Source organism: Oceanobacillus sp. MO10714A (genome assembly GCF_037072045.1).
In the GTDB taxonomy this organism is placed as follows: domain Bacteria; phylum Bacillota; class Bacilli; order Bacillales; family Amphibacillaceae; genus Oceanobacillus; species Oceanobacillus indicireducens.
This window is the reverse complement of sequence record NZ_JAXHDC010000001.1, coordinates 241,147-261,072: the sequence shown is the minus strand read 5'-3', so window position 1 is coordinate 261,072 and position 19,926 is coordinate 241,147. Positions and strand designations below refer to the sequence as shown.

Here is a 19,926-nt window from a genome sequence, read left to right as displayed (position 1 = left end):
GATACCTTCCCCCTTAAAATCCTGTGTACTCACCAAACTCATCACGCAACACGTTACAGATTTCACCAATCGAGGCATAAGCTTTTACAGCATCTAATATATATGGTATCAAATTAGCCTCCTCGTCAATTGCCACCCTGCGCAGTGCTTCGAGCTTTTGGTCAACTGCTTCTTGGTTCCTCTTTTTGCGTACTTTGTGTAAATTATTGATTTGGGCCTTCTCCAACGCCTCATCAACCTTCAATAGATCAGGGTTAACCTCTTCCTCCAATTTAAATTGATTGAGTCCGACAATAATTTCTTCTTCACTTTCAATTCGTTTTTGCGTTTCATAGGCATTGTGATGAATCTCCCGTTGCATATATCCTTCTTCAATTGCTTGCACGGCCCCTCCGAATTCCTTGATCCGTTCTAAATAATCCATTACTTTTGCTTCCAGCTCATCTGTTAGCGCTTCCACATAATACGAGCCACCAAGGGGATCGACCGTATCCGCAACTCCACTTTCATGGGCAATAATCTGCTGTGTCCGTAAAGCTATTCGTGCCGATTCCTCTGTCGGTAAAGAAAGTGCTTCATCGCGTGAATTTGTATGCAGACTTTGTGTGCCTCCTAATACTGCTGCAAGGGCTTGCATGGTCACACGAACAATATTATTATCCGGTTGCTGCGCAGTCAGTGTTGAGCCGCCAGTCTGAGTATGGAAACGCAATTTCCAACTTTTCGGTTCCTTTGCCTCATAATGTTCTTTCATAATTTTTGCCCAAATTCTTCTCGCTGCCCGGAATTTAGCAATTTCTTCAAAAAAGTTATTATGAGCATTAAAGAAAAATGCCAGCCGTGGTGCGAAAGTGTCCACATCAAGACCGGATGCAATTGCAGCATCGACATAAGCCATTCCATTTGCGATTGTAAACGCCGCTTCCTGTACAGCATTTGAACCCGCTTCCCGGATATGATATCCAGAAATACTTATCGTATTGAATTTAGGCAAATGTTCTTGACAATAAGCGAAGATATCTGTAATTAGCCGCATGGATGGCTTCGGCGGGAAAATATATGTCCCCCTTGCGATATATTCCTTTAAAATATCGTTCTGAATCGTTCCAGTAAGCTTTTCAGATGATACACCCTGTTTTTCCCCTAGTGCAATATACATACATAAAAGAATTGCTGCAGGAGCATTAATTGTCATGGATGTACTTACTTTGTCTAGTGGAATTTGATCTAATAAATTCTCCATATCAGCCAATGTATCAATTGCGACCCCGACTTTCCCAACTTCCCCTTCACTCATGACATCGTCTGAGTCGTAGCCTATTTGTGTAGGTAAATCAAAAGCGACAGAAAGACCTGTCTGGCCTTGTTCCAATAAGTAGCGGAATCTTTTGTTCGTCTCACTTGCAGAACCGAATCCAGCATATTGTCGCATTGTCCATAATCTGCTGCGGTACATCGTAGGCTGGATCCCGCGCAAATAAGGATATTGACCTGGATAGCCCAAGTTATAATTTGCATCCTCTGTTCCATATAAATAGTCAACCGTGATTTCAGAGGAAGTGTGAAACCTTTCTTTACGCTCCGGAAAGCGCTTTAATGTTTTCTCGACATCTTTTATCCATTTTGTTTTTTCACTCTCATGCTTTTCAGGCATATTAGTTCCCCCATTCTCCAGCAGTTCCATAGCAAAAACATTTTCTAACAATTTTTAAACTTGTCCAATGAGCAATTTCACGTTAAAATACTTAATAGTAGTAATTGTGATAAGGAGGTCAGAGAATTGTCCAAACAATCTTATACAAAAAGACAATCAAAACGTCAACGCAGGACAAAGATTATTGTATACGTAATGATTATCCTTATGTTGTTGTCAACATTCACTTACGGGTTGGCCGCCTTCGCTTTTTAATGAATCCGACTAATAAAAATGACTTACAAAGACTGGTAAATAAAACCGGTCTTTTTTAATTTCTTATTGATTCCACGTTCACATCTGAAAACTGCCCATTGCTTTCATACAGCGTAAGTGTCTGCTCTTTCACTATTAAGGGCTCTAATCGCCGTTCAGTTGCCCGGTGGACGGATGCTTTCCGCGGGCACAGCTGGAGCCTCCTCGGGCTACCGCCCTGCGGGGTCTCCAGACTCGTGCTTTTCCCGCAGGAGTCACCGTCCACCGGGCAACTGAACTGGTAAGATGATTATTATTGAAAGCATTTATTCTAGTCCCATGTCACGATAGAAATTATATCTGTGGAATAATAAAGAGTGATCTAAATTGGGCTTTCCCTCGGAGCAGTCCAGACACCTCGAGACTCCTGCAGGAGGAAAGGCATAGGTGAGACCCCGCAGTACGCAAAGCGTACGAGGAGGCTCACCAGCCGCCTGCGGAAAGCGAGAGGTGTCTGGACTGCGGACCTCCGGAAGAGAGTTACAGACACTTACGCTGTATAAAAGGAATTCAGTTTATTCTTCAGTTTATTTTAAGTTTTATAAAGAAATGTTTAGTTATTTTAGGGTATGTAAGGTTGAGCTATGTAGTAAAAAGGAGACTGACTTGTGCTTGCCAGTCTCTACCTGATAATAATTAGATTTCTTCACAGTGTGCGTCAAATAACGCTTGCAGCTTCACCATTACGTCCATTGCACTATAGCTTTCGATATCGTGACGTTCTAGCATAGACACGATCTCGCCGTCTTTAAGTAAAGCAAAGGCTGGGGAGGATGGCGGGTAGCCTTCGAAATATTCCCTTGCTCGTTCCGTTGCCTCACGATCCTGACCGGCGAATACCGTTACTAAATGGTCTGGCCGTCTATCATAGTGAATAGAAGTTGCCGCTGCAGGGCGTGCAATTCCTCCTGCACATCCACAAGTTGAGTTAACCATAACTAATGTAGTTCCTTTTTGTTTAAGTGCTTCATCCACCTCTTCTGGTGTTCTAAGCTCTTTAAAACCTGCTTCTGTTATATCTTTTCGAGCGGCATCAACAATATCATTCATAAACAAGTTAAAATCCATCACAAACACTCCTTTCCCGGGATAAACATAAATTTGTCTAAATACATATTTAGCTTAGCAGGGAATATTATTAATTTCAATTAAATAAATTGCAAAATACCTTCATAACGACCGATTAATAAACTGAAGTCGTACTTTCATTCATATTCTCAAGAATTTCTTTCACCCTTCTTAAGAACTGACCACAGACCAATCCGTCGAGTATACGATGATCTAATGATAAACATAGGTTAACCATGTCTCTTGCAGCAAACATATCGTCAATTATAACTGGTCGCTTTACAATCGATTCTACCTGAAGAATTGCCGCTTGCGGGTGGTTGATAATCCCCATCGATTGCACCGAACCAAATGTACCCGTATTATTTAGCGTGAATGTGCCACCACTCATATCTGCAGTAGTTAGTTTACCACTCCTTGCTTTCTGTGCTAGTTCTGTGATCTCTCGGGCAATTCCTTTAATCGATAACTCATCAGCATGTTTAATGACGGGAACAAACAATTCCTCATCACTTGCTACTGCAATTGAAATATTTATTGCTTTTCGCTGAATAATTTTATCTCCTGCCCATGTACTATTAAGCTGCGGGAATTCTTTTAATCCCTGCGCGACAGCTTTAACGAAGAAAGCAAAGAAGGTTAAATTATAGCCTTCTTGTTCTTTAAAATCTTTCTTAAGTGAATTACGATAATTAACAAGGCTGGTTACATCTGCTTCAACCGTCATCCATGCATGTGGAATTTCTTGAGTAGAGGTGACCATTTTTTGAGCAATCGCTTTTCTTACACCGGTTACCGGAATTTCGATATCGCCGGTTTCTGATTGAATGAACGATTCGACCGATTTTTTCGGCCTTTGTTGATCCGGTTTCGGTGCATCAGTTGCTGGAGGCTCTGTTGCTTCTGGTTGGGGAATATTTCCGGATTCGATGATTTTCTCAATATCTTTTCTCGTAATTCGACCACCACGTCCAGAACCTTCCACATTATTTAAATCAATATTATTTTCCTGTGCTAGTTTTAATACGGCCGGAGAATATCTCTTCTTCATCGAAGTGTCTTTTTCCTCGCTAGGAGCAGGTTCGATTACTTTATCTTCCCCGGTAGTCCTTTCATCTTGCTCAGGCGAGGCCCCGCCTTCTGTTTCAATTTGGCACATTACTTCACCAACTGCAATGGTATCTCCTTCATTTGCAACAAGTTCTTTTATTACACCTGAGAAGGAAGACGGTACTTCGGCATTCACTTTATCTGTCATTACTTCAGCGATGGGGTCATATTTATTAATTTTATCCCCAGGTTGTACAAGCCAGGTTGTAATGGTCCCTTCCGTCACACTTTCTCCAAGTTGCGGCATTGTAATTTTTTCCAAGCCCATTTTTTCATCCTCCTAAAGCTTAAAATTCAGCTAAATCACGCATCGCATTCTCGACTTTGTCCGGATTAATCATAAAGTATTTTTCCATCGTTGGAGCATAAGGCATGGCAGGTACATCCGGTCCAGCGAGACGCTTGATTGGTGCATCCAAATCGAATAGGCAGTTCTCTGCTATAATTGCTGCCACTTCGCCAATGATGCTCCCTTCTTTATTATCTTCTGTGACAAGTAATACTTTTCCAGTCTTCGTTGCCGCTTCAATGATAGCTTCCTGATCGAGCGGATAAACGGTGCGTAAATCAAGAATATGAGCTTCAATCCCCTCTTCCGCAAGCTTTTCCGCTGCTTGCAGGGCGAAATGTACACCAAGTCCATACGTAATAACCGTGATATCATCGCCTTCACGTTTCACATCTGCTTTTCCGATTGGAAGTACATAATCGTCGCTAGGGACCTCTCCTTTAATGAGTCGGTAAGCCCGCTTATGTTCGAAAAACAAAACAGGATCATTATCCCGGATTGCTGCCTTAAGTAACCCTTTTACATCGTATGGGGTAGACGGCATGACAATTTTAAGTCCAGGCTGGTTGGCAAACATTGCTTCAACAGATTGAGAATGATATAAAGCACCATGTACGCCACCGCCATACGGAGCACGGATGGTAATCGGTGCCTGCCAGTCATTATTAGAGCGATAACGAATTTTAGCTGCTTCTGAAATAATTTGGTTGAATGCGGGTAAAATAAAGTCAGCAAACTGCATTTCAGCTACCGGCCGCAAACCGTACATTGCCGCTCCGATTCCAACCCCAGCAATCGCTGATTCAGATAGAGGTGTATCCAATACACGCGCTGCGCCAAATTCATCGTAAAGTCCGTCCGTTGCTCGGAATACGCCACCTTTCTTACCGACGTCTTCACCGAGAATAAAAACTTTATCATCCCGTTGCATTTCTTCTCGTAATGCAGTAGTTACCGCTTGTATATAAGACATTACTGCCATTTCTCTTATCCCTCCTGTTCTTCATAAACAAAGCGTAATGCATGTTCCGGTTCTGCATAAGGAGCTTCTTCTGCATATTCGGTTGCTTCGTTCACAATCCCCTGTACTTCACTATTAATCTTTTCTTCGATTTCATCTGTAAGTACACCGGATTCTTTTAAGTAAGTGGAGAAAGTAAGGATACAGTCATCTCTTTTCGCTTCTTCCACTTCCTCTTTCTCACGATACGTGCGGTCGTCATCATCACTCGAATGAGCGGTAAGACGATATGTTACTGCTTCGATGAGTGATGGACCGTCTCCGTTAATCGCTCTCTCCCGCGCTTCTTTAACAGCAGCATAAACTTCAATTGGATCATTTCCATTAACCGTCACGCCATGCATGCCATAGCTTTTAGCCCGCATTGACACGTTTTCACTTGCAACCTGACGATCAAATGGCACAGAAATTGCGTATTTATTGTTTTCAACCATCGTGATGACCGGAAGCTTGTGTACACCAGCAAAGTTCAGACCTTCGTGAAAGTCACCTTGATTTGTAGACCCTTCGCCGAGTGTTACAAAGGAAACAAACTCCTCCTTCTCCATTTTACCTGCGAGGGCAACACCTACCGCATGTGGTAGCTGCGTTGTAACAGGAGAAGACCCAGTTAATATCCGATTTTTCTTTTGACCAAAGTGCCCTGGCATCTGTCTTCCACCAGAGTTTGGATCCTCCGCTTTCGCAAAAGCGGAGAGCATGATATCTTTTGCCGTCATTCCGAACGCTAAAACAACACCTAAGTCGCGGTAATATGGTGCTGTCCAATCTTGCTCCCGGTCAAGCGCAAAGGATGCTCCAATTTGTGCCGCTTCCTGACCTTGACAGGATATAACAAATGGAATCTTGCCTGAACGGTTCAATAACCACATCCGTTCATCGATTTTCCTGGCGAGCAGCATCGTTTTATACATGTCAAGTACTTGTTCGTCTGTTATGCCAGCTTGTTGATGACGATTTAAACTCATCTTTCGTTCACTCCTTTTATTTAAACCATTTAACCATGGATTTGCTTTCCATCTACAGCGAGTGCCGCTTCACCTATCGCTTCTGAAAGCGTAGGGTGCGGATGTACAGCAGATGCAATTTCCCATGGGGTTGCATCAAGGACCTTTGCAAGACCTGCTGCTGAGATCATATCTGTCACATGGGGTCCAATCATGTGAACACCTAGTAAATCATCTGTATCCCTGTCCGCAACGATTTTTACAAAGCCTGCTGCTTCACCATGAACTAGCGCTTTTCCGACTGCTTGAAATGGAAATTTGCCTACTTTCACATTATACCCTTTGTCCTTCGCTTCTTTCTCTGTTAAACCTACATGTGCTGCTTCTGGACTCGAGTAGATGCAACTCGGAATCGTTTCATAGTCAAGCGGCAATGGATTTTCATTTGCAAGATGTTCTACTGCTTTTATTCCTTCATGAGAAGCAACATGTGCAAGTTGCATACCACCTATCACATCACCAATCGCATAAATATGCGATTCTTTCGTTTGCATGGAGGAATTCGTTACGATAAAGCCTTTTTCTACTTGAATATCCGTGTTCTCTAAACCGATATTTGCTACATTAGCCGTTCTACCGACCGATATAAGAATTTTTTCCGCATTGAAATTGATTTTTTCCCCAGCAACTTCTGCCTGTATGGAAACATCATCCGCAATATCTATCGTATCGGCGAGGACATTCGCCCCTTTCACAAAGTGAATCCCCTTTTTCTTAAGGAGGCGCTCCATTTCTTTCGCGATTGCTTCATCTTCCGTTGGTAAGATTTGTTTCGCATATTCAATGACTGTTACATCCACACCAAAGTCATTCAGCATAGATGCCCATTCAATTCCAATTACTCCACCGCCAATGATGAGCATGGAACTTGGGAGTTCTTCCAATTGTAAGGCATCATCTGAAGACAAGATATGTTCCCCGTCAAATGGCAGGCCGTTCAATGAGCGAGGACTTGACCCGGTAGCGATAATTACATTTTTAGGAGTCAAAATTGTATTTTCCTCCCCATTTTCATACTCTACCGAAATCGTGCCAGGCATTGGAGAAAATATGCTGGGACCAAGAATTCTTCCAAACCCTTCATAAACATCGATTTTCCCCTTCTTCATCAGTCCCTGTACACCTTGATGCAGTCGGTCGACAATTGAATTTTTCCGGGCCTGGACTTCTAGGAAATTTATCGTCGTATCTTTCGTTTCAATTCCGTAAACACTTGCTTCCTTTGTCTGACGATACACTTCAGCACTGCGCAATAAAGCTTTAGATGGGATACAGCCTCGATGGAGACATGTCCCTCCAAGCTTCCTATTTTCAACGACTGCCGTCTTCAGTCCAAGCTGGGAAGCACGGATTGCTGCAACATATCCCCCCGTACCTCCCCCTAATATGACTAAATCGTAATCCTCTGCCATTGTCTATAACCCCTTTCCAGTTTACATTCCATTCTAGCGATTTAAAATAGATCGTTCATTGACTAGGAATTGGCTGCGTGATTCCCGTTTCGCTTTAATTCGTTCTTCAGCCATTCGGTCAGCCGCAACATAAGTCGGGATATTATCTCTTCTGGATATAGCAAAAACACGCTCAAGATTGGAATAAATTACTTCAACTTTTTGTAACGCTCTTTCTTTATTATAACCGGCAAGCTCATCTGCAACATTAATTACTCCGCCTGCGTTAATAACATAGTCCGGCGCATAAACAATTCCCATTTCATGGATAATATCCCCATGCTTTTCTTCTGCCAACTGATTATTTGCAGATCCTGCAATCATTTTCGCTTTAAATTGTGGTATTGTTTCATCGTTGATGATGGCCCCTAATGCACACGGAGAGAAAATATCACACTCAACGCCATAAATCTCATCCGGTCCAACGGCTGTTGCCCCAAATGCTTCTACCGCACGTTGTACAGCAGCTTCGTTAATATCCGTGACGATAAGATTTGCACCTTCATCATGGAGATATTCACAAAGTGCAAAAGCGACATTACCAACTCCTTGGACGGCGATTGTTTTTCCTTCCAATGAATCTGTGCCAAATGTTTCTTTTGCTGCTGCTTTTATCCCTTTGTAGATTCCATAAGCGGTTATTGGAGAAGGGTTTCCGGCTGCTTCTGGTGTAGTTGGTGAAGTCCCAGTAACGAACTCCGTTTCCAAATGGATAAGATCCATATCTTCCGTTGTCGTTCCAACATCTTCTGCAGTGATATAACGTCCATTCAACCCTTGGATATAACGACCGAAAGCACGGAACAACTCTGGATTTTTGTCCTTTTTCGGATCACCAATTATGACTGTCTTCCCACCACCTAGATCGAGTCCTGCAGCAGCATTTTTATAAGTCATTCCTTTAGCAAGACGGAGTGCATCTTCAATCGCGGCTTCTTCCGTCTCATACGTCCACATCCGTGTTCCTCCAAGAGCTGGTCCGAGTGTTGTATCATGGATTGCAATAATTGCCTTCAATCCAGATGCCTTATCCTGGCAAAGTACTAATTGCTCATAATCATATTTCTCCATATATTTAAATAATTCCATTTCCCATTCCTCCTAGTTTATTTATTTATTTTTTACAAAGGCAAACTGTATGTAAGCGCTTTAATATCCATTTATGATTAAATTTTATTCAAGCTGATATTTCTCGATTTTATAATATAAATTTCGAATAGAGATATCTAATGCTTGAGCTGTTTTCGTCTTATTGAATCCATTATTTTCATATACTTTATAAATATAATCTTTTTCAAAATTTTCCACGGCATCGGTTAATGAATCCCATTCCGGAAACATGAGATTGGATTGTTTCAGATTGGAAGATGAATGAAGTAATTTCGGTAAATACTCCTTTTTAATTTCTTTTTCCTGATTATCCATGAAAATCATCGCCCGCCCAATAATATTCTCTAGCTCCCTTACATTCCCTGGCCAGTGGTATTGTTCAAGCAATGCGATTGCATCGTCACTAATATACTGGACATCCCTTCGATAATCCTTATTAAGCTTTTTAATAAGATGATGTGCCAGTTCACGAATGTCGGAAACTCGTTCTCTTAAGGATGGTATAAAAATTGGTAAACGATTTAATCGGTAGTAGAGATCTTCTCTAAATGTCCGATTACTGATTGCTTTTTCCAGGTTCGTGTTCGTTGCTGTAATGATTCGAACATCTATCGGGATCGATTGCTTGCCACCAACACGGATAATCTCCTGCTCTTCCAAGACCCGCAATAGTTTAGACTGCATATCTAAAGATAATTCCCCGATTTCGTCGAGAAAGACACTGCCTTTATTCGCTTCCTCGAAGGCGCCGATTTTACTTTTCGATGGGTCAAGTGATTCATAACCGAATAATTCAACTTCAAGTAATGTTTCTTTAATCGTGGCACAATTGACACGAATGAATTTTTCTTGCTTTCGGTTACTTTCATTGTGAATAGCATGTGCAAACAATTCTTTCCCTGTACCGGAATCGCCTCTTAGCAATACAGTTGCAGGGGTTTTCGCCCCAACTTTCGCTTGTTCAAGTGCTAGTTGCATTTCTGACGATGAACCGATAATATCATCGAACGTATACTTTGCTTCCAAACTGCGAATGATTTGCCTTGCCCGCTCGAGTTCATTTGTAAGAGCTTGAATTTCCGAAACATCATGCAGGACTCCAACACTTCCTTGAATTTTACCTTTCGCAATGACGGGAGCAACATTTACAATAACTTCCCTTTTTTTCTGACCGACCTTCATGCGAACCCCACGATAGACACTGCCTGTTTCGAGCACCTTCATATGCATGCTTTCCCCTTCATGGATATCGACTGTCGCCGGTTTACCAATCACATCTTCTTCTGTTAGCCCAGTAATTTTTGTATATGCCGGATTAATCATGATGCCATTGCCATGTTTATCAACAACACTTATCGCAGCATCTGAAGATTTAATGATAGCTTCAAGCATATTTTTCAGTTCAATTAAGTCAGTGTTTTCCTCCGCCAGTTTTACAACTTCGGTAATATCTTTAAATACAGTAAATGCTCCAACGAGATCATTGCTTTCACTGATTAATGGTATTCGTGTTGCAATGATTTTTTTTCCGTTTTCTAATGGGAACTTTTGATTAATTTCTTTTTCTTTCGTCTGAAGCACGATAGGTAGGCGCGAATTTTTTATAACATCTCTTATACGCTTGCCAATAAACATATCTTTTTGAAGCCCAATAATCTCTGCGGCTTTCTCATTCACAAATTGAATAACCTCATTCCTGTCAATGACAATCATGCCATCACGAATATGGTTGAGGATTAATTCTTGATTATCGCTTTGCTGCTTTATTCGTTCGAGCAATGCATCTTTTTCATCCACGAGTTCAGAGATGATGTAGGCTACGGAGCCAGGAACGACTACTGTCTGCTCCCTTTTTGAACGGATCAATTCCTCCAAAACAGCCTGATCACCTGTAGCTTCAAAGATGATATCGATCTCCTTATCGATCCAGTCTTTCCAATCACTTCCGGTTTGAATGTGTAACTTATTTGTTAATGCAAGGCCGGGTGCCCCTTCATTGTGATCAATTACTGCCACAATTTTCATAGTTGTTGTGGAGTGAATGATATGGATTAATGCCGTACCTCCCCGTCCGGCACCAACAATAAGTACATTTTTCATCGATTCACCACCTTTGCATTATCTTGCATACTAATATCATACGTTATCATGAATGAATTGGCAATGATTAATTGATTGTGATAATTACTGCACGTTATGTAAGAAATGCCTGTGTTGGAATGATATTGTTCCGTTTTAATAGTCATCTTTGCTATACTCTATAGTTGAGACAACTTTTGATATGATTAAAGGGGAATGAGTATGAGAAATATAGCAATTCTTATTTTATTAATCCCAGGCGTCATTGCTGCTATTGGAATTAAATTAATGCGAGATACTTTATTTAATGATTTTTATACCATTTTTATCTATTCGTGGATCCAGTTCGGAGTTGGATTAGTTTTATTCATCGGGGGGATTGCTTTCCTTGGGGGATTTATCGTTTTCCGTGACCGAAAAAATAAAGCGAAAGAGAAGAATTCCTCTGTTAATGGTGAATAAACAAAATTTATTAACTTTTTATCGTAATTTTGCATGATTTTATGGTATGATAAGTAGAAAATTATCTTTATGCAGTAAATTAAGGAGGAAATCAGATGAAGGTCGCAAAATTTGGCGGCAGTTCAATGGCTAGTGCAAGCCAATTAATTAAAGTTGGAGATATAATAAAGGATGATGCAAGCCGCAAATTTATCGTTGTGTCAGCTCCCGGGAAACGCTTCAAGGAAGACACAAAGATGACCGACTTGCTGATCGATCTTGGAACCGCATATTTACAGCAAACCAATTTTGCTGAACAGTTCGAGGCTATTATGCAGCGTTTTACGGAGATTGTTACGGAATTGGAACTTCCAGATACTTTATTGGATGAATTTACTGAATCATTAAAACGAGTACAGGAACTATCTGATAATGAAGCAAGTTTAATGGATGCTGTAAAGGCAATCGGCGAGGATAGTTCGGCGAAAATGCTAAGTGCCTATTTAAATAAAATCGGTATCAATTCGTCATATATCAACCCACAGGAAGCAGGCCTCATACTTAGTGATGAACCAGGTAACGCACAAATTCTTCCGGATAGCTTCGATAAGATTCGCATGCTTCGAGAACGTGATGGAGTACTCGTAATCCCTGGTTTCTTCGGGTACACGGAAGAAGGAAAGCTTGTTACATTTTCAAGAGGTGGGTCAGATATCACGGGATCGTTAATTGCGGCGGGTGTGGAAGCTGAAATTTACGAGAACTTTACCGATGTAGATTCTGTGTTTACAGTGAACCCTTCCTTCGTATCTAATCCGAAAACAATTACGAAACTTACGTATAAAGAAATGCGGGAATTATCCTATGCAGGTTTCTCTGTTTTCCATGATGAAGCTTTGATTCCCGCCTATCATGCTAAAATTCCTGTTGCAATCAAAAACACGAATAACCCTTTAGCTAAAGGAACATTAATTGTAGCAGAACGGGAATTAAATGGACGAGTCGTAACTGGTATTGCGAGTGATACCGGCTTTTGCAGCCTTTACGTCAGTAAATATTTAATGAACAGGGAGATCGGGTTTGGCCGTAAATTATTAAACATCTTTGAAGATGAAGGTGTTTCATTTGAACATGCCCCGTCTGGGATTGACAATATGTCTGTTATCTTCCGAGAAAGAAATTTACCGCGTGATAAAGAGAGAATTATTTTAGAACGAATTAAAAACGAACTCCATCCGGATACGGTCAGCATTACAAGAGGAATTGCAATAATCATGGTCGTTGGTGAAGGACTTGTCAATTCAATCGGTGTCGCGAACCGGGCAACAGAAGCCTTTACGAAAGCAAATGTAAATATTGAAATGATTAACCAAGGTTCTTCTGAGGTATCCATGATGTTCGGTATTCAAGCTGCCGATTTGAAACGAGCCATACGCTCTCTGTATGAGTTATATTTTATGGAGGAAGATGCATTAGTGAGAAGCGGTTCATAATAGTGCATATAAAAGAGACTGGACTAACCAATCCAGTCTCTTTTTTTAACTGACCTGATGTTCAAGTCTAAGTCGGTCCGCGACCATCGCGATGAATTCACTGTTCGTTTTCCACGGAATACCTTAAACGGTTAACATAACGGTAGTTTAACGCTATTTGTAACGAAGACTTAGCGCAACTTTATCGGTTTAATTCTAGTAGTTTGTTACAATAATTGTACGCTAACTTTTCGGATAAGACAAGCCTTATTTACGTATGCATAAAAAAAAGAACGGACGCCCCGAAGGACGCCCCCAACTTGGGAACGCCCTCGGCTTCGTGTATTTATTTACTTTTCTTCTGGCGGGGAAGACTTCGGTATCTGATACTGTACCGATACTCCTTTCCTTTCTCCGCTACTAAAACTGCTAATATGCGAAACCTGTCCGCCCTGTTCCTTTACCTCTCTTACTAGCTTTTCGTATTCCTCCGTAGTAAGCGCAATTGCGTTCTTTGTAATAACTTCTTTCATTTAATCGTCTCCCTTTTCGTTTTTTATTCGAATTGAATCGAATTAATAATGGGATCACTCGTAAACTTGTCGGATATAACCGACTGCGCGCCTTCCGTAAGCGAGACGCCTGTAATAATCACGTCCGCCGGCTCTTCGACGTTACGTTCTATCATCCGTAAAATAGTTTCCTGTAACGCTTTTTCAATAAATGAAACGACGTCAAGACCGCTCATATCGTTCATAGAGGTTTCATAACCGCCCTCAAATTCGATATTTGCGCTGTTACTTCGATGATAGAATGTAACCGCCCGTTTTAGCTCCGTCTTTTTCGTCTGTATATTAACTGTAACTTTCATAATAGAATCGCTCCCCTTTTCGATTGAATTAGTTTAGGCGGAAAATTAAAGGCGTCCGCCTGCGCCTTAGCTTTACTACTTACGCCTAAAATAACTTTCTACGCCCGCCTGTATAGGCTCGATGGATTAATTTTAATTGGTTATAAGCCGTTCCAGTATAATCCGGCAACGCTGCCGCCATTCTTGCAGCTAGTTCAACCCCTTCCGTATCCTCACGAAGTCTGTTCGACAAACTACGAAGCTTACGCTTGGAAGTACGGTCTTCCTCGTCCACTAAGTCAACAAGGCGATATAATTCGTTTGCGATAGCTGCTTTGCGCCCCTCGCTGTAATACTTCATATCCGATTCAATCCTCTGGATAGCTTTTCCTACGTCGGAAAGTTTGGCAACGCCTACTAGCTCATTCATAAGTTGTTGCGCCCCTTTTTCATCGGTAGGCGTAATGTTACGGGTAAGGTTCGCTCGCTGTCGTTGGGCTTCGTCCTTTGTTGCTTGAACAACTGCCGCATATTCGTCTTGTAACGCCTTGACCTCCTTGTCGAGTTCCTCCCGCAACTTTGCGGCTTCCTCTGCGAAAAATTCCGGGTCTTTATATCGAGGGTCTTTACTTTCCTCCAACTTTTCGTAATTCTTCTTAAACCTCTCGACTAATCCAGATATTTCACGGTCGAAACGGTCAAGCTCCCGCCCTGCTTCGAAACGTACGGCGTTCCCCTTCTCTTCCATTGCCTTAGCTTGATGCTCCTTAACAGTATAAATGCGATCCATTCCGTATTCTGATCCATCTAAGTTGACATCGTTTAACATGAACACTTGTACATCTTTCATAATTTAATTAACCCCTTTTTGTAATTTATTTGTTTTACTGATCTTCGGCGTTTTTACCGCCCGTACTATCGTCCGTAACCGCTCTTTCCTTCGACCGCCTGAACGAATGGCAGCGATACATTTGACGAAATCTCACCGTCAAGTATTAAATCTTCATTACGGATATAACGTTTCATATCGTCCGAAGCTTTATAGTACGCCTGCAACTCCGGATCAATCGTCTTATAAGCGACTTTATAGACCGTTTCGCCTGTACTCCGATCGATTAGGTACGCTGTGACAAAATGCTCGTACCTGCTGACCTTCTCGACCGTAATACGCCCCGTAACTTTCCCCTCCACGTCCTCGGCTTCCTCCGCCTTATTTCTTACGAATAACCTCAAGCGCTTCCCTCCATTCCATTTCCTGTTCTCTTATCCGTTCTTTTGCCTCTTGTACCGCCCTTGCTGTTTTCTCTTTTGCACGAGCCATGCGCTTTTCTACGATTTCAGTTACTTCTTCCCGAGTGAATAACTTTTCTTTGCTCATTTTACTAGCCCCTTTTTATAATTACTTTAATTGGCGGCCGCCCTTACTTCATTCTCTGCTTCCGCTCCGTCTAATTCTGTGAATAACTTCTCTGGAATGTAAGTTATCCCCTCCGGAATAACTTCGCTTACCGACCCCATCCGCTCGGCCGCGTCGTTATACAATAAGCGAGGCAACTCGTATCGATGCTTATATAATTCATTTCGTATGAAATGGACGTCCGTTCTCTTTGCTGCCATGCCTACCGACTGAATAGAGGCGTATTCGTTCGCCTTTAGTCGCTTCTCAATAAAATCGAGGATATAATCGGACTTCCTCCGCCTACCGTATCTCTCCGGAATATATAGCGAATGTATTTCGTAGTAAACTTGGCTGTCGTATTTTACGAGTCCTATCGCCGTATAACCTGCGTCATTCGGTAGTGTCTCTGAATAAGCGCGCCATTTCGTTTTCACGTCTCGGAGCACTCGCCCGAATCCGAATTTCTGTTCGTAATCCTCGAAGCTGCCGGAATAACTCGGCGTTTCCAGCTTCATATTTCCGATATTAAAGTCGCAACTGTCTACGATAGCAAAGATACTCTCCGGCGAATCGGCGCATAGTCCTTGGCGGATCGTCCCTCCCGTTCCGTTTGTTATCCGATAATTACCGCTTGCGTCAACCGTCATTTTAAGATTGTTCAATATCTGAATAACCTCCGTTCTGTCGCGTGATTCTCCGATAATTTCCTCGCGTAATAATTGCGTTCCCTTTCCGTAAGTTCGTTTGGTTATGATACATTTCACCCTACCGCCTCCCCGCCGTGTATCTGACAGATTTCCGTTAAAATATCGCCGTCATAACAGGCTTTTTAACTTCCTTGTTATATTTCCGGTGTATTCGTACCTAGTAATTATTCATACGTGCATATGACAGATTTCCGTTAAAAACAACGTGAAATAAGCGCCTTTACTTATCCGCCTTAGTGTTCGTACCTAAACGGCTTAAACGCGCTGTAATACTCTTATTTCCTTGAATATCTGTCATGGACTTATTACCTTTACTTGAAACATTCGCTCGGCTGGTCTACGCTGTTCAATCGGTATTCTAAATTGAACGCCTTTCCGCTTCTTGCCTTCGTAATATTCCGCCATGATCCGCCAGTTCTTTCTAAACTTGTATCGGCGAATACGCTGTATTAAGTCCTTGTCCTCGGTGTAGCCTACAATAAAGCCAGTCTCCAAGCGCCATAGTTCATTGTTCACTCGTCCGGCTCCTTCCTGCGCCTTGACCGCGGTGGACGGTCGTTATCCATCCTAATACCATTCTTGTTATACTGGCGTAGCGACTGTCGCGGTTTCCTTGGCTTGCTCCTATGTTTGAAACTTCGGTTATTTCTTCGTTTGTATCCGTTCATTACGCTGTCCCGTCCCTTTCTTCGCTTTCTTTAATTCGCTCGATTGCTAATACCGTTCTATGCTCGAAGTACGTCCGGGCGTCCTTAGAGAGCTGCTCAAATACTTCTGAAAATGTGCGGTTACTTCTACTTGCCATCCGCTCGAACAACTGCAAGGCTTGGCGCTCGTCCGTTTCTTCGCGGATCATATGCATAATGACCGGTAAGTCGTTTTTAATTCGGTTACAACTAGCGCACGCCATAGTGACGTTAGAAAACGTATTTCCTCCGTAATATTTCATCGGGGTAATGTGATCTAGCGTTCGAGACTTCTCTTCGATTTCCTCCCCACAATACGCGCATTCCTTTTCAGACAGTACCCAAAGTACATCGATTAATGTCAATGTATCTTCGACCTCCATCCCTTGCTCAAGCTCTATGCGCTTAACCGCTTTCCGGCTGTCTTGCAATGCTTGAGACGCTTTTCCTCGGAACGTACCGTTATAACGCTTCATACGCTCCCTAGCGGTTACTCGCTCGCACTCAATGCAGTACGTCCTTTCCGAATTATAAAATGCTTGTAACGGCTTTTCGACTTCACATCGGGAACAAGTACGCTCGGCAATCGGCTGCTTACTCATTTGCGCCACCTCCCTTGATTGCGTCTATAGTGCGGTCAATCCTTTTTAGCCTGCGGTAAATTTCGATAATTGTTTTCAATCGTTCGCTCTCTCCTTCATTCGTTTAGTTTTACTTGCGTAGTTCTTGCTCGATTGCTTCCATCGTGGAATTAATTTCTAGCGTCGTATGATGCCCAGCCGCCTTAAGCTGCGCTAGTGCCTTTAAATACTCGATCAATTCCGCTAGTTTCGGTTGCTCGCTCATTCTCTCTCGCTCCTTCCGGCGTAAGTGAGTTCGGTAATCCCTCCGAATATTGGGAATTAAAAAAGACGCCCCCTCGTTCGGTTGCGCCTTCCTATCGTCGGTTTCTTGCTTTAACCTTTGCGTGTAAACTTACTAACTCGCTTTCTATTATCTTTAACGCGTCCCCGTAGTTAGCCCCTTTTTCCTTCGCTGCGGGCGTCTTAACGTATTGATAAGCTAACTTCCGCGCTAACGCCGAAACTTTAAACGCGTGTGTTCTTGCTAATACGCTAGTATCGGTTTTACGATAAACAAACTTTTTTATATCTTCCACTTACCGCACCCCTAACTTTTTCAATGCTTGGTGTCGTTCTACAAACTCGATAAAACCCGGATCATTCGGATTGAAAGCATGTGCGATTTTACCCTCAACATTTCCGCTAACTCTTCGATTTCCTGACTCAATTTCCGCCAAAGTCGAGTAAGTTACTCCGATATGTTCTGAAAATTGTTCTTGCGTCATTTTCAGATACCAACGAATTAATTTTACTGTTTCTTTATTCATCTAACTAATCCCCTTTCTATATGTTTTTCTCTGTTTGTAAGCGAAAAAAAAATACCCTTTTCCGCCTCTACTACTGCGTGATATAACCGTTTGTTTACGTAGTTTTATGCTCTTTTCCGAAAAAATAAATAAATAATTCAAACTATCCTATCCGGTTTATAGAAAGCGGTCATTTCCATTTCGTTCAACTCCGCCCACCCTTCCGAATCGTCCTCGGATGGACTCATATCTATCGGAATCTCTTCCTTCCTGCGTTTATAAATCGGATCGAGTAGCGTTCCTTCTCGGTGTCGCCTAACTTCGTACTCATGTTCACATCGTCCCCCGTTATAGCAAGTTATCTTTTTCCCATTGCGACTAACATCGTAAAAGTAATTGCCACATAATTCACAACGATTAATGCGAATCGGCTCAAATTTCACGTTACGCCAATTTAACGGAATAGGAAAAGGGAACTCGCTACATACGTCATCTATTACCTGGCGAAAATAGCGCCTGTCATGTTTCCGTAAGTCTAGTAACTTCCGTTGGAACTCATCTACTTCGGGGCTGCTGCTTACGTCCTCTAATCGTTCCGTTAAGACTTGGAATAGTTGAACGGCTGCCTCTGCCGGAATACCTTCGTTTTCTAACCGTTCGACCTCTTTTACGTAACTTGTCAAATTGTCTCCCCCTTGGCTGTTTCGTTAGTTATGCGGCGCGGCTGCCACATTTTCGTTCTTGTATTATCTTTTATATTAAAACCTTATCGAAAATGGTATAGTATATACGAAGGACTATTCGCTAGAATAGGACTTCGGCAAACAATGAGCGTAAGCGAATAAGTTTGCTTAGTCTTTTGACCTTTCTTTTGATCTTTCATATCGGAAAATGATTCCGCCTTATCGTATGTTAGAAGTTCTTTTCGGAAGAAAAGGACTTCTTGAGGATACGAACGTATGTGAGTATCCGAACTCTTTTGGTCTTATATTCGTAATAACGCTTAAGCTCGGTATTACTTGTTGCTATCTTACTACTTGCTGTCTTTAACGTTGCTATCTTTACTCTACCGTTCTAGGTACTTTCATAACTACCGTTTTCGGTAAGATGGGCGACACCCTAAACGGAATGACCGTCTTATTCCGACAATATTTCAGAATAATTCGGAATGATTTTCTGTCCGTTTTCGTCCACTAGATAACCGTCGTCACTTATTCGCGGAAAAAAAGACGGTTTATACCACTTGTAACGCTTTGTCCCCTCGTAATAGTCCTTAACTTCCGATAGTATTCCGTTTGCATGGAGAATATCGGTTAGTAGTTTATGACGTTTTACATTAATTCCGGTCATTTCCTGCAAACGGATTTGACTCGGGAAACTGTACCCGTACCTTTCATTTTCCGAACCGTCCGCTCTTTGCTTGTTTCCGTCTATATATGATAGTAGCGCGAAGTAAAACGGAATTATGTCGCCCGCCTTTGCGCTTTTCTTATGTTTTTTAATATCAGATATGATCCGCGGGAAGACTTTCCGCATTAATTCACGGTTAAACAATTCGTATCCCTCCGCCTCTAATAATTCTTTTTTATCGTTCGGTTGTTCCCTATAAATTGTTTGTTGTGCCATTCGTTAACCCCCGTATATTTACTATTTTTTATAACTTAGTTCTCTGAATGCTTTCCGAAATTCTGCCGTATCTTCGAATATAAAAGCTGCCCTCCCTCTGATTTGCGATGACGGTTTAACCTCGATTACCGAGAATCCCGCCTTAATTAACTTGTCCGCCATATAAATGTTAAGAATTGCTTTATACTTCTTCATTCTTTAAACTCCTTTTATCTCCGTTTTAAGTTAAAAAAAAATAAACTATATTCGTGAGAGGTTTCTCATTAATACCGGAATGTCGCCACTTAAAAGCG

The 19,926-nt window shown here is 41.9% G+C and carries 25 protein-coding genes; 3 read left to right on the top strand and 22 right to left on the bottom strand.

Annotation, left to right across the window (positions count from 1 at the left end):
• Positions 1-13 precede the first annotated feature (13 nt).
• A complete protein-coding gene (locus tag SPD53_RS01440; protein WP_336251450.1) occupies positions 14-1,654 on the bottom strand; it encodes an acyl-CoA mutase large subunit family protein in 1,641 nt (546 codons plus the stop codon).
• A gap of 60 nt (positions 1,655-1,714) precedes the next feature.
• On the opposite strand from SPD53_RS01440, the gene prli42 reads away from it, so the two are divergent.
• On the top strand, positions 1,715-1,909 hold the full coding sequence (prli42, locus tag SPD53_RS01435) for a stressosome-associated protein Prli42 (RefSeq protein WP_336251449.1): 195 nt from the start codon (positions 1,715-1,717) through the stop codon (positions 1,907-1,909).
• Positions 1,910-2,584: 675 nt separating this feature from the next.
• Here the strand turns inward: prli42 and SPD53_RS01430 are convergent.
• The 7 genes from SPD53_RS01430 to SPD53_RS01400 form a co-directional block, all read right to left on the bottom strand.
• Positions 2,585-3,016, bottom strand: coding sequence for a BrxA/BrxB family bacilliredoxin (locus tag SPD53_RS01430; protein WP_336251448.1), 432 nt, complete (start codon positions 3,014-3,016; stop codon positions 2,585-2,587).
• Positions 3,017-3,131: 115 nt separating this feature from the next.
• Positions 3,132-4,394: a dihydrolipoamide acetyltransferase family protein gene (locus tag SPD53_RS01425; RefSeq protein WP_336251447.1), complete on the bottom strand. Its 1,263-nt coding sequence runs from the start codon at positions 4,392-4,394 to the stop codon at positions 3,132-3,134.
• A 19-nt stretch (positions 4,395-4,413) separates the two neighbouring features.
• On the bottom strand, positions 4,414-5,397 hold the full coding sequence (locus SPD53_RS01420) for an alpha-ketoacid dehydrogenase subunit beta (protein WP_336251446.1): 984 nt from the start codon (positions 5,395-5,397) through the stop codon (positions 4,414-4,416).
• A 5-nt stretch (positions 5,398-5,402) separates the two neighbouring features.
• Positions 5,403-6,404, bottom strand: coding sequence for a thiamine pyrophosphate-dependent dehydrogenase E1 component subunit alpha (locus SPD53_RS01415; RefSeq protein WP_336251445.1), 1,002 nt, complete (start codon positions 6,402-6,404; stop codon positions 5,403-5,405).
• A 29-nt stretch (positions 6,405-6,433) separates the two neighbouring features.
• Positions 6,434-7,855 (bottom strand): dihydrolipoyl dehydrogenase, encoded by a 1,422-nt coding sequence (lpdA, locus tag SPD53_RS01410; RefSeq protein ID WP_336251444.1) that lies wholly within the window; start codon positions 7,853-7,855, stop codon positions 6,434-6,436.
• 33 nt (positions 7,856-7,888) lie between these two features.
• On the bottom strand, positions 7,889-8,983 hold the full coding sequence (locus SPD53_RS01405) for a Leu/Phe/Val dehydrogenase (protein WP_336251443.1): 1,095 nt from the start codon (positions 8,981-8,983) through the stop codon (positions 7,889-7,891).
• Between the two features lie 84 nt (positions 8,984-9,067).
• Positions 9,068-11,104: a sigma 54-interacting transcriptional regulator gene (locus SPD53_RS01400; RefSeq protein ID WP_336251442.1), complete on the bottom strand. Its 2,037-nt coding sequence runs from the start codon at positions 11,102-11,104 to the stop codon at positions 9,068-9,070.
• Between the two features lie 201 nt (positions 11,105-11,305).
• Between SPD53_RS01400 and SPD53_RS01395 the strand changes: the two genes are divergently transcribed.
• Together SPD53_RS01395 and SPD53_RS01390 are read left to right on the top strand one after the other, a co-directional pair.
• Entirely contained in the window at positions 11,306-11,545 is a 240-nt protein-coding gene (locus tag SPD53_RS01395) for a DUF2627 domain-containing protein (protein ID WP_156855958.1), read from the top strand.
• Positions 11,546-11,640: 95 nt separating this feature from the next.
• Positions 11,641-13,017 carry an aspartate kinase gene (locus SPD53_RS01390; protein WP_156855959.1) on the top strand — a complete coding sequence of 459 codons (1,377 nt, stop codon included), beginning with the start codon at positions 11,641-11,643 and terminating at the stop codon, positions 13,015-13,017.
• Between the two features lie 329 nt (positions 13,018-13,346).
• Here the strand turns inward: SPD53_RS01390 and SPD53_RS01385 are convergent, their stop codons facing one another.
• The 14 genes from SPD53_RS01385 to SPD53_RS01320 all read right to left on the bottom strand — a co-directional run bounded on the left by SPD53_RS01385 (position 13,347) and on the right by SPD53_RS01320 (position 19,828).
• Positions 13,347-13,529, bottom strand: coding sequence for a hypothetical protein (locus SPD53_RS01385; protein WP_336251441.1), 183 nt, complete (start codon positions 13,527-13,529; stop codon positions 13,347-13,349).
• 23 nt (positions 13,530-13,552) lie between these two features.
• Positions 13,553-13,867: a hypothetical protein gene (locus tag SPD53_RS01380; RefSeq protein WP_336251440.1), complete on the bottom strand. Its 315-nt coding sequence runs from the start codon at positions 13,865-13,867 to the stop codon at positions 13,553-13,555.
• 85 nt (positions 13,868-13,952) lie between these two features.
• Positions 13,953-14,696, bottom strand: coding sequence for a hypothetical protein (locus SPD53_RS01375; protein ID WP_336251439.1), 744 nt, complete (start codon positions 14,694-14,696; stop codon positions 13,953-13,955).
• A gap of 65 nt (positions 14,697-14,761) precedes the next feature.
• Positions 14,762-15,079 (bottom strand): hypothetical protein, encoded by a 318-nt coding sequence (locus tag SPD53_RS01370; RefSeq protein WP_336251438.1) that lies wholly within the window; start codon positions 15,077-15,079, stop codon positions 14,762-14,764.
• Positions 15,057-15,224, bottom strand: a complete 168-nt coding sequence (locus SPD53_RS01365; RefSeq protein WP_336251437.1) for a hypothetical protein — start codon at positions 15,222-15,224, stop codon at positions 15,057-15,059. The genes SPD53_RS01370 and SPD53_RS01365 overlap by 23 nt, the downstream gene beginning before the upstream one ends.
• A gap of 26 nt (positions 15,225-15,250) precedes the next feature.
• Positions 15,251-16,009 carry a hypothetical protein gene (locus SPD53_RS01360; RefSeq protein WP_336251436.1) on the bottom strand — a complete coding sequence of 253 codons (759 nt, stop codon included), beginning with the start codon at positions 16,007-16,009 and terminating at the stop codon, positions 15,251-15,253.
• A gap of 237 nt (positions 16,010-16,246) precedes the next feature.
• The gene (locus SPD53_RS01355) at positions 16,247-16,468 is read right to left on the bottom strand and encodes a hypothetical protein (RefSeq protein ID WP_336251435.1); all 222 of its coding nucleotides are present in this window, start codon (positions 16,466-16,468) and stop codon (positions 16,247-16,249) included.
• Between the two features lie 151 nt (positions 16,469-16,619).
• Positions 16,620-17,240: an HNH endonuclease gene (locus SPD53_RS01350; RefSeq protein ID WP_336251434.1), complete on the bottom strand. Its 621-nt coding sequence runs from the start codon at positions 17,238-17,240 to the stop codon at positions 16,620-16,622.
• A 109-nt stretch (positions 17,241-17,349) separates the two neighbouring features.
• Complete coding sequence (locus SPD53_RS01345) at positions 17,350-17,484, bottom strand: hypothetical protein (protein ID WP_336251433.1); 135 nt, start codon at positions 17,482-17,484, stop codon at positions 17,350-17,352.
• Positions 17,485-17,575: 91 nt separating this feature from the next.
• On the bottom strand, positions 17,576-17,797 hold the full coding sequence (locus SPD53_RS01340) for a hypothetical protein (protein WP_336251432.1): 222 nt from the start codon (positions 17,795-17,797) through the stop codon (positions 17,576-17,578).
• Complete coding sequence (locus SPD53_RS01335; protein WP_336251431.1) at positions 17,798-18,028, bottom strand: helix-turn-helix domain-containing protein; 231 nt, start codon at positions 18,026-18,028, stop codon at positions 17,798-17,800. It lies immediately after the preceding gene.
• Between the two features lie 137 nt (positions 18,029-18,165).
• Positions 18,166-18,690: a CGNR zinc finger domain-containing protein gene (locus tag SPD53_RS01330; RefSeq protein WP_336251430.1), complete on the bottom strand. Its 525-nt coding sequence runs from the start codon at positions 18,688-18,690 to the stop codon at positions 18,166-18,168.
• A gap of 454 nt (positions 18,691-19,144) precedes the next feature.
• Positions 19,145-19,633, bottom strand: a complete 489-nt coding sequence (locus SPD53_RS01325; RefSeq protein ID WP_336251429.1) for a hypothetical protein — start codon at positions 19,631-19,633, stop codon at positions 19,145-19,147.
• Positions 19,634-19,654: 21 nt separating this feature from the next.
• Positions 19,655-19,828, bottom strand: a complete 174-nt coding sequence (locus SPD53_RS01320; protein WP_336251428.1) for a hypothetical protein — start codon at positions 19,826-19,828, stop codon at positions 19,655-19,657.
• Between the last annotated feature and the right edge of the window lie 98 nt (positions 19,829-19,926).

Excerpts from the sequence above, each read along its gene's own strand:
- SPD53_RS01325 (WP_336251429.1), bottom strand. The coding sequence starts at position 19,633 with ATGGCACAACAAACAATTTATAGGGAACAACCGAACGATAAAAAAGAA.
- SPD53_RS01345 (WP_336251433.1), bottom strand. The coding sequence starts at position 17,484 with ATGAGCGAGCAACCGAAACTAGCGGAATTGATCGAGTATTTAAAGGCA.
- SPD53_RS01420 (WP_336251446.1), bottom strand. The coding sequence starts at position 5,397 with ATGGCAGTAATGTCTTATATACAAGCGGTAACTACTGCATTACGAGAA.
- lpdA (WP_336251444.1), bottom strand. The coding sequence starts at position 7,855 with ATGGCAGAGGATTACGATTTAGTCATATTAGGGGGAGGTACGGGGGGA.
- SPD53_RS01320 (WP_336251428.1), bottom strand. The coding sequence starts at position 19,828 with ATGAAGAAGTATAAAGCAATTCTTAACATTTATATGGCGGACAAGTTA.
- SPD53_RS01375 (WP_336251439.1), bottom strand. The coding sequence starts at position 14,696 with ATGAAAGATGTACAAGTGTTCATGTTAAACGATGTCAACTTAGATGGA.
- SPD53_RS01405 (WP_336251443.1), bottom strand. The coding sequence starts at position 8,983 with ATGGAATTATTTAAATATATGGAGAAATATGATTATGAGCAATTAGTA.
- SPD53_RS01380 (WP_336251440.1), bottom strand. The coding sequence starts at position 13,867 with ATGAAAGTTACAGTTAATATACAGACGAAAAAGACGGAGCTAAAACGG.
- SPD53_RS01365 (WP_336251437.1), bottom strand. The coding sequence starts at position 15,224 with ATGAGCAAAGAAAAGTTATTCACTCGGGAAGAAGTAACTGAAATCGTA.
- SPD53_RS01415 (WP_336251445.1), bottom strand. The coding sequence starts at position 6,404 with ATGAGTTTAAATCGTCATCAACAAGCTGGCATAACAGACGAACAAGTA.
- SPD53_RS01385 (WP_336251441.1), bottom strand. The coding sequence starts at position 13,529 with ATGAAAGAAGTTATTACAAAGAACGCAATTGCGCTTACTACGGAGGAA.
- SPD53_RS01440 (WP_336251450.1), bottom strand. The coding sequence starts at position 1,654 with ATGCCTGAAAAGCATGAGAGTGAAAAAACAAAATGGATAAAAGATGTC.
- SPD53_RS01400 (WP_336251442.1), bottom strand. The coding sequence starts at position 11,104 with ATGAAAAATGTACTTATTGTTGGTGCCGGACGGGGAGGTACGGCATTA.
- SPD53_RS01335 (WP_336251431.1), bottom strand. The coding sequence starts at position 18,028 with ATGAATAAAGAAACAGTAAAATTAATTCGTTGGTATCTGAAAATGACG.
- SPD53_RS01395 (WP_156855958.1), top strand. The coding sequence starts at position 11,306 with ATGAGAAATATAGCAATTCTTATTTTATTAATCCCAGGCGTCATTGCT.
- SPD53_RS01430 (WP_336251448.1), bottom strand. The coding sequence starts at position 3,016 with ATGGATTTTAACTTGTTTATGAATGATATTGTTGATGCCGCTCGAAAA.
- SPD53_RS01390 (WP_156855959.1), top strand. The coding sequence starts at position 11,641 with ATGAAGGTCGCAAAATTTGGCGGCAGTTCAATGGCTAGTGCAAGCCAA.
- SPD53_RS01350 (WP_336251434.1), bottom strand. The coding sequence starts at position 17,240 with ATGAGTAAGCAGCCGATTGCCGAGCGTACTTGTTCCCGATGTGAAGTC.
- SPD53_RS01425 (WP_336251447.1), bottom strand. The coding sequence starts at position 4,394 with ATGGGCTTGGAAAAAATTACAATGCCGCAACTTGGAGAAAGTGTGACG.